At 59.8% G+C, this 12,724-nt stretch carries 12 protein-coding genes; 1 reads left to right on the top strand and 11 read right to left on the bottom strand.

All coding sequences use genetic code 11. The annotated features are described in order from the left end of the window. Window positions 1-144: 144 nt before the first annotated feature. The 11 genes from KZ772_RS01405 to topA all read right to left on the bottom strand — a co-directional run bounded on the left by KZ772_RS01405 (window position 145) and on the right by topA (window position 11,837). Window positions 145-1,335: an NAD(P)/FAD-dependent oxidoreductase gene (locus KZ772_RS01405; protein ID WP_290538114.1), complete on the bottom strand. Its 1,191-nt coding sequence runs from the start codon at window positions 1,333-1,335 to the stop codon at window positions 145-147. Window positions 1,336-1,430: 95 nt separating this feature from the next. Next, window positions 1,431-2,399 (bottom strand): cysteine synthase A, encoded by a 969-nt coding sequence (gene cysK, locus KZ772_RS01400; protein ID WP_290538113.1) that lies wholly within the window; start codon window positions 2,397-2,399, stop codon window positions 1,431-1,433. A 33-nt stretch (window positions 2,400-2,432) separates the two neighbouring features. Further along, on the bottom strand, window positions 2,433-3,458 hold the full coding sequence (locus KZ772_RS01395; RefSeq protein WP_290538112.1) for a CNNM domain-containing protein: 1,026 nt from the start codon (window positions 3,456-3,458) through the stop codon (window positions 2,433-2,435). Between the two features lie 48 nt (window positions 3,459-3,506). Next, entirely contained in the window at window positions 3,507-4,247 is a 741-nt protein-coding gene (locus KZ772_RS01390) for an S-methyl-5'-thioinosine phosphorylase (RefSeq protein WP_290538111.1), read from the bottom strand. 2 nt (window positions 4,248-4,249) lie between these two features. Continuing rightward, window positions 4,250-4,816, bottom strand: a complete 567-nt coding sequence (locus KZ772_RS01385; protein WP_290538110.1) for a hypoxanthine-guanine phosphoribosyltransferase — start codon at window positions 4,814-4,816, stop codon at window positions 4,250-4,252. Continuing rightward, entirely contained in the window at window positions 4,803-5,960 is a 1,158-nt protein-coding gene (locus KZ772_RS01380; protein WP_290538109.1) for a mechanosensitive ion channel family protein, read from the bottom strand. The genes KZ772_RS01385 and KZ772_RS01380 overlap by 14 nt, the downstream gene beginning before the upstream one ends. 8 nt (window positions 5,961-5,968) lie before the next feature. Continuing rightward, on the bottom strand, window positions 5,969-6,982 hold the full coding sequence (gene nagZ, locus KZ772_RS01375; protein ID WP_290538108.1) for a beta-N-acetylhexosaminidase: 1,014 nt from the start codon (window positions 6,980-6,982) through the stop codon (window positions 5,969-5,971). An 11-nt stretch (window positions 6,983-6,993) separates the two neighbouring features. Next, window positions 6,994-7,494, bottom strand: a complete 501-nt coding sequence (locus tag KZ772_RS01370; protein ID WP_290538107.1) for a L,D-transpeptidase — start codon at window positions 7,492-7,494, stop codon at window positions 6,994-6,996. A gap of 86 nt (window positions 7,495-7,580) precedes the next feature. Next, window positions 7,581-8,216 (bottom strand): TetR/AcrR family transcriptional regulator, encoded by a 636-nt coding sequence (locus KZ772_RS01365; RefSeq protein WP_290538106.1) that lies wholly within the window; start codon window positions 8,214-8,216, stop codon window positions 7,581-7,583. A 227-nt stretch (window positions 8,217-8,443) separates the two neighbouring features. Further along, window positions 8,444-8,974, bottom strand: coding sequence for a hypothetical protein (locus KZ772_RS01360; protein WP_290538105.1), 531 nt, complete (start codon window positions 8,972-8,974; stop codon window positions 8,444-8,446). A gap of 127 nt (window positions 8,975-9,101) precedes the next feature. Next, window positions 9,102-11,837 (bottom strand): type I DNA topoisomerase, encoded by a 2,736-nt coding sequence (gene topA / locus KZ772_RS01355; RefSeq protein WP_290538104.1) that lies wholly within the window; start codon window positions 11,835-11,837, stop codon window positions 9,102-9,104. A gap of 260 nt (window positions 11,838-12,097) precedes the next feature. On the opposite strand from topA, the gene KZ772_RS01350 reads away from it, so the two are divergent. Next, window positions 12,098-12,544 (top strand): universal stress protein, encoded by a 447-nt coding sequence (locus tag KZ772_RS01350; protein ID WP_290538103.1) that lies wholly within the window; start codon window positions 12,098-12,100, stop codon window positions 12,542-12,544. Window positions 12,545-12,724: the final 180 nt, after the last annotated feature.

The raw sequence follows: 12,724 nt of genomic DNA, 5'->3' as shown, positions 1-12,724 counted from the left end.
AGGTGTCAGGACTCATTGTGTCAGGGAATGGACGGGTGGGCTACCAGCTTGCCGAGGGGGAATTCAACCACACAGGCACAGCGCCTGACCGGAAAACCTGTTTGCTCAGGCCCCTGGTGATAACCCGGCCCCCTTGAAAAAATGCTACAGTGCCAACCCCGTGCACCAGCCGCTGGCCCAGGCCCACTGGAAATTGAAACCACCAAGCTGGCCGGTGACGTCCAGGACTTCACCAATAAAATGCAGGCCGGGCACGGCATTCACCTCAAAGGTCTTGGAGGAAATGGCATCGGTGTCCACACCGCCCAGGGTCACTTCGGCGGTGCGGTAGCCTTCGGTGCCGGAGGGTTTGAACTGCCAGCCCTTGAGGGTGGCTGTGACAGTGGCCAGCCGTTCGTTGCTGAACTGCTGCAGGTTGCCCTGCCAGCCGAATCGCTCTACCAGGGCCCCGGCCAGCCGCTGGGAAAAATACTGCCGTAGCCAGCGCTCCATGCCCCGGTTGGGATGCTGATTGCGCTCGGCCACCAGATCAGCGAAGGGGTCGGCCACGCCAGGCAGCCAGTCCACGGTTACCGGTTGCCCCGGTGTCCAGAAACTGGACACCTGCAGCATGGCCGGGCCGGACAGGCCCCGGTGGGTAATGAGCATGGGTTCAGCAAAACGACCGCCACCGGCCTCGGCCACCACCTCAGTGCTGATGCCGGACAAGGCAGACAACCAGGCCTTGTCATCCGGTTGCAGGGTAAACGGCACCAGCCCGGCACGGGTGGGCAGCACCTTGAGCCCAAACTGTTCGGCAAGTTGGTAGCCAAAGCCGGTGGCGCCCATGGTGGGAATGGACAGACCTCCACAGGCCACCACCAGTTTTGCGCAGCGAATGGCGCCCGCCGAGGTGGAGAGCATAAAGCCCTGCCCTGCCCGCTCTACCCGGCGAATCTCAGTCTTCAGGCGAACTTCCGCACCGGCCCATTCGCATTCGGTAAGCAGGATGCCGAGAATCTCCTTCGAGGATTCCGCACAGAACAGTTGCCCCGGCGCTTTTTCCACGTGTTCGATGCCGTGACGCTCCACCAGCTCCACAAAGTGCCAGGGGCTGTAGCGCTTGAGGGCGGATTTGCAGAAATGCGGATTGGCGGAGACGAAGTGTTCCGGGGTGGTATTCAGGTTGGTGAAATTGCAGCGACCGCCGCCGGACATGAGGATCTTCTTGCCCGCCTTGTTGGCGTGATCCAGCACCAGCACCCGATGGCCCTGATAGGCAGCCGTGGCGGCACACATCAGTCCGGCCGCACCGGCGCCGATCACCACAACATCCACCTCTGCAACTGCTGCCATACCACCTCCTGATTGGGCGGCAAGGATAGCATAAGCAGTAGCCGTAATTTTCGCCTGCCAGAGCAAACAAGCCCCGCATGGCGGGGCTTGCGATATTACTGGTTCAGTTCCTGCTCACTGAACATGTCGGCAAACAGCGGGGAGCTGAGATAGCGTTCCCCGGAATCCGGCAGCACCACCACAATGGTCTTGCCGGCGAATTCCGGCAACTGGCTGATGCGATCCGCCACACACATGGCTGCGCCGCAGGAAATGCCGGCGAGGATACCCTCTTCCTGCATCAGCTTGTGGGCCCATGCCATGGCATCGTCGTTGCTCACCTGCTCACAGCGATCCACCATCGACAGGTCCAGGTTTTTCGGCACGAAACCGGCACCGATGCCCTGGATCTTGTGGGGGCCGTGGGTGGGCTCTTCCCCTTTCAGAGCAGCGGTGATCATGGTGGAGGAATCCGGCTCCACCGCAACAGAGATGATAGCCTTGCCCTTCTGGTTCTTGATGTAGCGGGACACGCCGGTGATGGTGCCCCCGGTGCCCACACCGCTGACCAGCACGTCGATATCACCGCCGGTGGCCTCCCAGATTTCCGGGCCGGTGGTTTTTTCGTGGATTTCCGGGTTGGCCGGGTTGTTGAACTGCTGCAGCATCAGGAATGTTTCCGGATTTTCGTTGACCAGTTCTTCCGCTTTGGCGATGGCACCGGGCATGCCTTTGGCACCAGGAGTCAGTACCAGCTTGGCACCCAGTGCTTTCAGGATCTTGCGGCGCTCCAGGCTCATGGTATCGGGCATGGTCAGGGTCAAGTCGTACCCCCGCGCCGCCGCCACGTAAGCCAGGGCGATGCCGGTGTTGCCGCTGGTGGGTTCCACCAGGGTCATGCCGGCTTTGAGCTTACCGCTCTTTTCCGCATCCCAGATCATCGAGGAACCAATACGGCACTTTACGCTGCCTGCCGGGTTGCGTGATTCCAGCTTGGCGAGAATCTTGCCCTGGCTGATGCGGTTGATTCGCACCAGCGGCGTCTTGCCAATGGTCTCGCTGTTGTCCTTGTAGATTTCGGTCATGGTTGCCTCTCCTGAATCGGCTGATACTGGTTCCTATTGCGCCTTTTCCTGCTTTTTCAACCGCCGGCTCCAGCGCTGGCGGGCATAGAGTCGCAAGTCTGCCACGTGATCGGTTTCGTCCATGATCTCACGGCCGAGAATACTTTCCAGAATATCCTCCAGGGTAATCAGCCCGACCCAGGTACCGTGTTCATCATAGACCACCGCCATATGCTGGCGCTGGGCCAGCATGGCGTGGAACAACTTGTCGATTCCCATACTGGTATGGACCAAAGGCACCTCGTGGGCGAGTACGCTCATGGTCTGATCTGGATTGCAGCCCAGCAGGTCGGATTTGTGGATATAGCCCTTGCCTTCACCTTGCTCCGTCATGACCGGAAAACGGGAAAACGGCTGATCCTTCTCTTTTTCCAGGAACTCGGCCACGGTCATTTCCGGCGTCACCGTGCGGCATACGGTGCGCGGAGTCATGATGGTGCCGACCTTGATGTCATGCAGACGCAGGATGTTCTGGATTACCTGAAACTCATTATCGTCCAGCGCATCCTGATCCTTGCCCATATCCGCCAGTGCACGGATTTCTTCCCGCACTTCCACATCGTGCTCACCGCCGCCAATCCGGCTGGTAATCAGCTTGGACAGCCATACAAAAGGCATCAGTGTGACCATGATGAACTTGAGCACCGGAGGCAACAGGGGCGCCAGAGCACGCCAGTATTTCGCGCCGATGGTCTTGGGGATAATTTCCGACAGCACCAGAATCGCCAGAGTCATGATGGCAGAAGCCGCACCCAGCCAGGCCTCACCGAAAACCACCGCCACCTGGGCCCCTACCCCGGTAGCGCCCACGGTATGGGCCACCGTGTTGAGGGTGAGAATGGCTGACAGCGGTTTGTCGATATCGTCCTTGTAGGAACGGAGTGTCTCGTAGAGCCTGGGCCGGGTTTCCCGCAGGCCGGCAATGAAACTGGGCGTAATCGACAGTAACGCCGCTTCCAGAATCGAGCAGAGGAAGGAAAAGCCGATGGAAACGGCGGCGAAGAGGATCAGCAGGGTCACTGTGCGAAGCTCCTTGCGAAAGCCGCTAGCAGGCAGCGGCCGTTATAATCAGGCGGTGTAGCTACCGGCAAAATCCGCCAGCACCCGGCACACATTGGCCATGCCATCGTGAATCACCGTTTCGATTTCCGCCATGGTGATCTCATGGCTGGATTTACCCGCTGCCGGATTCACCACCAGCGACAGCATGGCATAGGGCAATGCCAGCTCCCTGGCCAGCACCGCTTCAGGCATGCCGGTCATGCCGACGATGTCGCAGCCGTCACCCTCCAGACGGGTGATTTCTGCGGCGGTTTCCAGCCGTGGTCCCTGGGTGGCCGCATAGCAGCCGCCGTCGTTCCATTTCAGCTCCGACGCTGCCAGTTTTTCCTTCAGGCCATTGCGCAGAGCACTATCGAACGGCCAGCTGAAATCCACGTGCACCAAGGGCTCCGCCGGGTCGTCGAACAGGGTCATCTCCCGGCCCCAGGTATAGTCGATAATCTGGTCAGGCAACACCAGAGCGCCGGTGGGCGCCTGGGCTGTGATGCCGCCCACCGCGTTCACCGCCACAATAGCGGTGGCGCCTGCCTCTTTCAGTGCCACCAGATTGGCCCGGTAGTTCACTTGATGGGGAAGCAGAACATGGGGGTCGCCATGGCGGGCCAGGAACAGCACGTTCTGGCCGTCCAGCTCCCCTTCCACGATTGGCGCTGAAGGCTCACCGAAGCGGGTGGAAATCGTATGCTTGTGGATGATGCGCAGGTTATCCATGCGCGTAAGGCCAGTGCCGCCAATAAACGCCAACATGCTCAGTTTTCCTTTACCGCGTAAATGCCCGGCGCGTTGCGCCAGAAGCCCTTGTAGTCCATGCCCATGCCGAACAGGTAGTAATCCGCTGCTTCCAGGGCGGTAAAGTCTGCTCTCAGGCCCGGTTTTGCCTTGCGATCGTGCTGCTTGTCCACCAATACACAGGTCTTCACCGAAGCCGCTCCCTGGGCCTTGCAGGCGTCGATGATGGACAGCAGGGTGGAGCCCACATCGAGAATGTCATCGACAATCAGCACATCCCGGCCGGCCAGACTGGCGTTAGGCGTCACGATCCACTCCACATCGCCACCGGTGGTCTCTCCCAGATAACGGCTGGCATGCAGGTAGTCCATCTCCAGAGGGATATCCAGGCGCTTGACCAGCTCAGCGGCGAAGATCATGCCGCCATTCATGATGGTCAGCATCACCGGTACCTTGCCGGAATAAGCTTCGGTCACCTCGAAGGCCAACTTGGCAATGGCTTCCTGAACCTGATCGGCGGAGTGCAGCTCGATGGCGTCACGGCGCACCCGCATCAGTTCCTGTTGCAGCTCCTCAGCGATGGACATGCTGTGCTTCCTCGGTGTTGTCGTCTTCCAGACCCGTGGCGGGATGATTGTCGTTGTGGCTGACAAGATGCAGGGTGCGCGTGGGGAAGGCAAACTCCGCGCCGTGCTCGTTGACGATAGTCATGATCTTCATGAGCACATCCTGCTTGATCTCATGGTAACGGACCCACTGGGTGGTCTTGGTGAAGGTATAGATAAAAAATTCCAGGTGCGAGGCACCATAGCTGTCGAAGTTCACGATCAGCGTACGGCTGTCGGTTTCCAGCTCTTCATGATCGATCAGCATCTGTTTCACCTCGGCCACGATACCCGGCATTTTCTGCCAGTCTTCGTAGCGGATGCCAATCTTCTCGTTGATGCGGCGGTTCAGCATGCGTGACGGGTTTTCCAGCACCACAGTGGTGAACATGGCATTGGGGATATACAGCGGGCGCTGATCGAAGGTACGGATACAGGTCAGTCGCCAGCCAATGCTCTCCACGGTGCCTTCAATGGAACGGTCCGGTGAGCGCACCCAGTCCCCCACCCGGAACGGCTTGTCCAGGTAGACCATCATGCCACCGAAGAAATTGGCCAGCAGGTCCTTGGCAGCAAAGGCTACCGCCATACCCCCGATGCCGCCAAAAGCCAGCACACCGGAAATGCTGTAGCCCAGGGTCTGCAGCACGATTAGCAAGGAGGTAATGATCACCGACACCCGCAACAGCTTGGCAATGGCCGCCGCAGTGGACTGATCCATGGGTTTACGCATCCGCGAAGGATCAATCAGGTTTTTCTCGGTATAGGAGATAAACCGGTTGAGGAACATGGCGATGATCAGGATAAAGGCGATCTGACGCCCCTTGGGCGCCAGATCAAATAACTCATTGGCTTCCTCGGTCACCGCCTGCAACAGCTCTACCGATACCGACAGGCCAACGACCCAGAACACCAGCCGCACAGGAATCCGGGCCGCTTCCAGCAGGGCATCGTCCCACAGGGTTTCGGTCTTGTTGATCAACCGGTCGAGCACATCAATGACGCGCATCAGGATAAAGTTCACCGACACCGTGCACAGCACGATGATGAACAATTGGGTCAGCCAGATATCCGTGGGGGTCTCCACGTTCGGCCATTGCAGCAGTTGGTTCCAGTCCCAGTTCATGCGAATCCTTAGCGAAGTTCAGTCAATGCCGCCGCCAGTTCCGTGGCAGCGTTGCGTTTTGTGGTTTCCATGGGGCGACGCGGACGGGCTCGCAGGCCGCTGGCCGGCACCTGGCCGCTGAAGGGGGTAGCAGCAAGGAAGTCCAGCACCTGTTCGGCCCCGGGCCGGTTGTTGCAGGCCAGCACCATGTCGCAACCGGCCTCCAGTGCCGCCCTCGCCCGCTCCGGATACCCGCCGACACCATGGGCGCCGGCCATGGACAGGTCATCGGAGAAGATCACGCCGCGAAAGCCCATCTGCTCGCGCAGGCGGGTCTGCAGCCAATAGCGGGAAAAACCGGCAGTCTGGTTTTCCACCGCACTGTAGATCACATGGGCGGGCATGATGCCATCCAGTTTCGGCGCCAGCGCCACAAAGGGCCGCAGGTCCGCCGCTTCGATCTCGGCCAGTGGCCGTGGATCCACCGGTAGCTCCAGATGGGAGTCCGCCACCACATGGCCGTGACCGGGGAAGTGCTTGCCGGTAGCCGCCATACCGGCGGCGCTCATGCCATCGATAAAGGCGCCGGCCAGGGCGATCATGGCATCCGCATCACCATGGAAGCTGCGATCGCCAATCACGGTGCTGGTGCCGTAGTCCAGATCCAGCACCGGGGCGAAGCTCAGATCAATATCCAGCTCGGTCAGCTCCGAGGCCATCAGCTCACCAAGCAGCGCCGCCTCCCCCACGGCTGCCTGCGGAGCCTGATCATAACGGCGTCCCAGGGCGGCCATGGGCGGCAGGCGCACGAAACCGTCACGGAAACGCTGTACGCGACCGCCTTCCTGATCCACGGCAATCAGTATCTCGGGACGAACCGCACGAATCTGGCGGACCAGCTCCGCCAGTTGCTGCCGGTCCTGGTAGTTACGGGTAAAGAGAATCAGCCCGCCGGTACCCGGGTGGGCCAGCAGATCTTTCTCCACATCACTGACCTGGAGTCCTTCCAGATCGAGCATCAGCAGGGGGGAAACGGATGGCATGGCAATCCTGATTATTCGGTGATGGTGACAGCAGTTCCCACCGGCACCTGATCAAAAACGCGAATCATGTCCGCGTTGCGCATCCGAATGCAACCGTGGGACGCAGGCGTCCCCATGGGCTCGCTGTCCGGTGTGCCGTGAATATAAATAAAGCGCCGGAAACTATCCACGTCGCCGCCCAGATTGTGACCGGGTTCCATGCCTCCCAGCCAGAGAATGCGGGTAAGCACCCAATCACGCTGGGGGTGTTCACGAACCTTGTCCCCATTGCAGATCTCCCCGGAGAATTTACGCCCGGCCAGCACCGCCCCCTCCGGCAGACCGTCGCCGAAGCGGGCCCGCACCAGATGGCGACCCAGCGGCGTGGCTTCGCTGCCCTGACTCTGGCCGGCCCCGTTGCGGGCGGTGGACACGGGAAACCGCTCGGTGCGCTCACCGCGCAGTTCCAACCATTGTTCGGAGAGGTTGATGATCAGTTCCATACCATCCTTTTCAGGCAATAACGCCTGCATATTGAACCACCCTAGGCGGCCGCTTGCAGCCGCGAACCGCACTGAACAGGCAATTACGATACAAAACGATCCTACGGGAAGGCATGTTACTCCGGCACGTCGGCCTGAATACCGCCAACCAGGAACGGCAGCAGTCGCCGGGTGATATCTGCGGCGCTTACGTCCAGGTTGAAATCGGCTTTACTGATAGCTTGCAGGGACTGCATGCCTGACAGGGTGAAGATCACAGCACCAAGGCTGAACTGGACGCGCCAGAACAGCTCCATGGGCGGCACGTCCGGGACAGCCCGTTGCAGGTGCTCTTGCAGGCGCTTGAAGACGGCGCCGTAGTGTTTGTGCAGGTAATCACGCAAATGCCCCTGGGGCTGGCTGTAGGCCTGCCCGGAGAGACGAAAGAAAATGGCGGCGCGCTGGGGGTCTTGCGGGTGGGTACCCAGCGCCAGACGGGAGACAATACCCAGCACATTTTCCGGCGTGTCGGGGATGCCGGTGGCTTCCATCTCATCCAGCTTGGCGCCGAGGGCCACACTGAACGGCGTCAGGAAGCGCTCGAATACTGCCTGTATCAGGGCTTCCTTGGAACCAAAATGATAGTTCACCGCCGCCAGGTTCACCCCGGCCTTGCTGGTGATGGCACGCAGACTGGTCTCCGCAAAGCCCTTCTGGGCAAACAATACCTCTGCGGTATCCAGAATCCGGTCTACCGTGCCCGCCTGTGCCATGCGCCCTACCCTGAGTTCAAAACATACGTTTCAAACATACGTTTGGGTGTGAAGGCGGTCAAGGGGACAGTTGAAAGTCGAAAAAGGTAATTGATAACGTGCGATGCACACTCTCTGTTTTTAAAGCGTCAGAGGCCGCGTCCAAGCTATGGTCGCGGCCTCTGACATAAAAGCTGTTTACACCCTTTCGCACGCAGTTATCAATTATCCATTCTCAATTGCCTTTCTCACCACTCCTCCAGATACCCCACACAATGCTCCACCAGTTCGCTGACCCGCTGGATGGCATTACTGAGGCGTTCCATGTCACCTTCAGCCAGGGGAGCATAGCGGTCTTCCGCCATCAGATTGAGGGCGTTGGCGTCGCTGGGCGGGGCTGGGCGGCGGGCCAGGCCGGCAGCACCCATGGCGTTTTGCATTTCCCCGTCCAGCCAGGCGACCAGGTCTGCGCGGTCGGCTAGGGACTGGCCGAGAATTGCCATTTCCGGGGCTTCCACTTCGGAATCACGAAACGCCTGAACCAGGGCCGCCAAGCTGAACAAATGGTCGGCACCGGCTACCTGATAGGTGGTGGCAGACTGGCGAGCCAGACCGACCAGGGCCGAATAGAGATGAAATACCACAGCACCACGCAAGGCCAGGCGTACCGCAGGCACCGCATCGGCCTGTTCGCGTACGAGCTGACGTAGCAGGGCCTGAGCAAAGTAGATCCGCTCGCGCAGACCACTGACGGCATTTTCTCGGACCATTCGGGACATGTGAGAACTCGCAGAAACTATGGATATAACGGGTTAGCCTGACCGTAGGAGCTATGCTTGTGACGAAAACCAGAGCCATCGCAAGCAGGTTCGCTATGCGAGCATAGCTCCTACAAAATATCAGCGGTCAGGATTTCTTGGCAGCGGCCTTTTTCTTGGCCGGAGCCTTCTTCTTGGCAGCCGCTTTCTTCTTGGCGGGCGCCTTCTTCTTGGTCTGTTCCTCGACCCAGTTGCCATCCCGATAGAAGGCCATCCAGCCGGTGGCCTTGCCGTCGATCTCGCTCATCACGTACTGCTCTTTGGCCTTGCGGCTGTAGCGCAGCACCCCGGGATTGCCATCCGGGTCTTTCGCCGGCGCCTCGGCCAGGTACTTGTGCTTGGGATCCAGCTGCTCGGCAACACTCTGGATTTCCAGGATCAGCGGTGGCCGGGTTTCCCGGTTTTTCGGGAACTTGCTGGCCGCCAGGAACAGGCCGGAGGCACCATCGCGCAGCAGATAATGATCGTCGTCGTATTTCTCGCACTTGAGATGCGGCATGGGGATCGGGTCCGCCCGTGGCGGTGCCGGCTCGCCACTCTTGAGCAGCTTGCGGGTGTTGCCACACGCCTCGTTGGTGCACTTGAAGAACTTGCCGAAACGACCGGTGCGCAGCTGCATTTCATTGCCGCACTTTTCGCACTCCAGCACCGGGCCATCGTAGCCCTTGATGCGGAACTCGCCCTTCTCGACCACATAGCCGTCACAGTCCGGGTTGTTACCGCAAATGTGCAGTTTGCGCTTCTCGTCGATCAGGTAGTTTTCCATGGCGGTGCCGCACTTCTGGCAGCGCTTCTTGTTGCGCAACTCCTTGACTTCCGCTTCCTCGTCATCGGCATTCACCGATTCGGCTTCTTCGCCGGGCAGCAGATTCAGGGTGGCGGTACAACGCTCCTTGGGCGGCAGACTGTAGCCTGAGCAGCCCAGGAAAACACCGGTGGAACCGGTACGGATCTGCATGGGGCGACCGCACTTGGGGCACTCGATATCGGTATCGGTGGGCAGGTTGGCGCGCATACCACCAATGGCCTGCTTGCCGCTGCCCTCGCCCTGGGCCGCTTCCAGTTTGGAGACAAAATCCCGGTAGAACTCGTCGAGCACATCCTTCCAGTTGCGGCGACCCTCGGCGATTTCATCCAGGGTTTCTTCCATGCGGGCGGTGAAGCCGTAGTCCATCAGGTTGGGGAAGTTTTCCGCCAGCCGGTCGGTGACAATATCGCCCATTTTTTCCGCATAGAAACGGCGGTTGTCCTGACGCACATAACCGCGATCCTGAATGGTGGAGATAATCGCCGCATAGGTGGATGGGCGGCCAATGCCACGTTTTTCCAGTTCCTTCACCAGGCTGGCCTCGGTGAAACGGGCCGGCGGCTTGGTGAAATGCTGATCGATATCCACCTGATCGATGGTCAGAGTGTCGCCCTCTTTCACATCCGGCAACAGGGTATCTTCCTGGCCCTTGCGCGAGGCCGGCGGCTGGATGCGGGTCCAGCCGTCGAACTTCATGATGCGGCCCTTGGCCTTCAGCTCGTAATCATTGCCGGTGGCGGTAAGCGTGGTGCTCAGGTATTCCGCCGGCGGCATCTGACAGGCAATGAACTGGCGACGGATCAGCTCGTAGAGACGCTGGGCATCACGCTCCATGTCCTTGAGGGAATCGGAGGTGCGGCGCACATCGGAAGGACGAATCGCTTCGTGAGCTTCCTGGGCACCTTCCTTGCTGCTGTAGGACAGCGGCTTCTCGGGCAGGTATTTGTCACCCAGCTTTTCGCCGATCCATTCCCGACAGGCGGCCACCGCGTCGCTGCTCAGGTTGGTGGAATCGGTACGCATGTAGGTAATGTGACCGGCCTCGTAGAGGCGCTGGGCCATCATCATGGTCTTCTTCACCCCGAAACCAAGGCGAGTGCTGGCCGCCTGCTGCAGGGTGGAGGTAATAAAGGGCGCCGATGGCTTGGAACGGGTGGGCCGCTGCTCGCGCTGGCTGATGGTGAGTGTGCCGGCCTGCAGCAACGCCTGGCGATGCTGTTTCGCATCGTCACCGTTGTCCGGACGGAAGTTCACGCCCTTGTGTTTGGCCACTTCCAGGCGCAGGGCTTCGCCCTGGTCACTGTGGGTATCGCTGTGCATCTCCCAGAACTCTTCCGGGATAAAGGCACGAATTTCCCGCTCGCGTTCCACCACCAGTTCCACGGCAACCGACTGCACCCGACCGGCGGACAGGCCGCGGGCGATCTTCTCCCACAGCAGGGGCGAGATCATGAAGCCCACCACCCGGTCCAGGAAACGGCGCGCCTGCTGGGCTTCCACCCGGCTCAGATCCAGTTTGCCGGGCTGCTCGAAAGCGGCCTGAATGGCTTTCTTGGTAATTTCGTTGAACACCACCCGGTCAAAACGGGAATCATCGCCGCCGATCACTTCCCGCAGGTGCCAGGCAATGGCCTCCCCTTCGCGGTCCAAATCCGTCGCCAGATAGATGCGGTCGGCTTTGGCGGCAAGTCGCTTGAGCTCATCGATCACCTTTTCCTTGCCGGGAAGGATCTCGTAATGGGCTTTCCAGCCGTGCTCCGGATCCACGCCCATGCGGTTGATCAACTGGGCCTTGGCCTTCTTCTTTTTATAGGCTTCACGCTCTTCCTTGGGCAAGGAGCGGGTGTAGGCCGCCTCTTTGGCGCGCTCCTGAGGGGTGCTCTTCTTGGAGCCACCACTGACCGGCAGATCGCGTACGTGGCCGACGCTGGACTTCACTACGAAGTCGTCGCCCAGGTAGCGGTTGATGGTCTTGGCCTTGGCAGGCGACTCCACAATAACAAGAGTTTTTCCCATTCTCAGGTTCTCAATGGCGGCGGTTTGTTGAACAGAGCGCACCGGCTACAGTGCCCCGATATGGCGGTCACACAGGCGGCGCCAGTCTTCTTCGGGCGCTATTTAGACAGCGCCGGTATGGCCGGGTCAAGCTCTGCTGCCTTTTTTAGTAGTAGACCAGAGAGAGGGTGTTGGGCAACCCTCCCGGTGAGAAACAGGTTCTGGCAACCCACTCAAAGAGCGTTATACTGCGGGAAAGACACCGTTTCAGGGAGAGAACCGTGACTAGCCCCTATCGCCGAATTCTGGTCGCCATTGATTGCAGTGATGAGTCTGCCCAGGTGTTGTCCCGGGCCGCCGGGGTGCTCTCTGGTAATGATGGCGAGCTGCATCTGATCCATGTAATCGAACCCCTGGCACTGGCCTATGGCGCCGATGTGCCCATGGATGTAACCGACCTGCAAAGCGGCCTGATGAAACAGGCCAGGGACACTGCCGACACCTACGCTGGCCGTTATCAGATCCCCGCCGAGAATGTCCACGTGGAGCTGGGCTCCATCGAAAAGACCATCCTCGACCAGGCAGACAAGCTGGGCGCCGACCTGATCGTAGTTGGCAGTCACACCCGCAGCGGCCTCGCCCTGCTCCTGGGCTCCACCGCCCGCGGCCTGGTGCCGGGGGCGCATTGTGATGTGTTGGCGGTGAAGGTTGATCAGAAGGGCAGTTAATAGTTAACAGTGAATAGTTAATAGCGCGCGTTCCAGCGCATGCCTGACTGAAACGTAAGAGGCCGCGCCCATAGCCTGGACGCGGCCTCTTACGTTCAGAAAGCAGAAACCTATTCCGCGAAACTGTTCACTGTTCACTGTTCACTGTTCACTGTTCACTGTTCACTGTTCACTGTTCAC

It is taken from the genome of Alcanivorax sp. (assembly GCF_019431375.1).
Classification (GTDB): Bacteria; Pseudomonadota; Gammaproteobacteria; order Pseudomonadales; family Alcanivoracaceae; genus Alcanivorax; species Alcanivorax jadensis_A.
This window is presented reverse-complemented; position numbering and strand designations above follow the sequence as displayed.